We start from the raw sequence: 798 nt of genomic DNA on the forward strand, positions 1-798 counted from the left end.
GCATATTTGAGCGTATAGCGGCGTTTTGACCACGCCTGTAAGAGTCCATTACTGGGCTACTTCCGAATCCCCGTCTCTTTAGAGCGGGGAGGGTCAAAGGCATTTGCCCTGTAATCTGCAAGATAACAGATAGTTATATTTAGTTGAACTTTACAATACCGCCAAACCAACGTCACATCCAATAACCCGATCTTCACCAGCGATATGCCTTCATTGAAAAAATGCGAGTTCGTTCCTTATCTGAGCATCTCCGACACCACAAAGGCTGTCGCGTTTTACACCAACGTTTTTGGCGTTGCTCCGTACCTGTTGCTTAAAATGCCTGACGGACGTATTATGCACTGTGAGTTTCGCATTGGGCTGTCGCGATTCTTCCTCAGTGAAGAACTGCCGGAACATGGTGGCACGCCAAGTCCAACGAGTCTTGGTGCTACAAGCGTTGCGATTCATCTGTACGTCGATAACTGCGATGAAATGGTCGAAACCATGAAAGATAATGGTTCAACAGTCTTGATGGAACCCACTGATGTGTTCTGGGGTGAACGATTTGCGCGTGTCCGTGACCCATTCGGCCACGAATGGGGAATTACAACTCAACTCCGTGAAATGTCGCCTGACGAAATTCAAGTTGCAGCCAAACAAATGTTCGCTGAAATGTCTGAGTAGATTGCGATATCTTGTTGCGCCAAAATTTATCTATTTAAACTTGAACTAACGGCTGATTATTTATAGATGAACGAGGTTGAATCGTCTTTTGAATTTCTTCTCCCACTAACTCTTCGGCTAGGCGTAACTCAT

General features: G+C 45.6%; 1 protein-coding gene. It reads left to right on the forward strand.

Annotated features, from left to right (window positions below; genetic code table 11):
• Positions 1–204: 204 nt before the first annotated feature.
• Entirely contained in the window at positions 205–666 is a 462-nt protein-coding gene (locus JUI58_RS01075; protein WP_204101895.1) for a VOC family protein, read from the forward strand.
• Positions 667–798: the final 132 nt, after the last annotated feature.

It is taken from the genome of Spirulina sp. CCY15215 (assembly GCF_016888125.1).
GTDB lineage: Bacteria > Cyanobacteriota > Cyanobacteriia > Cyanobacteriales > Spirulinaceae > CCY15215.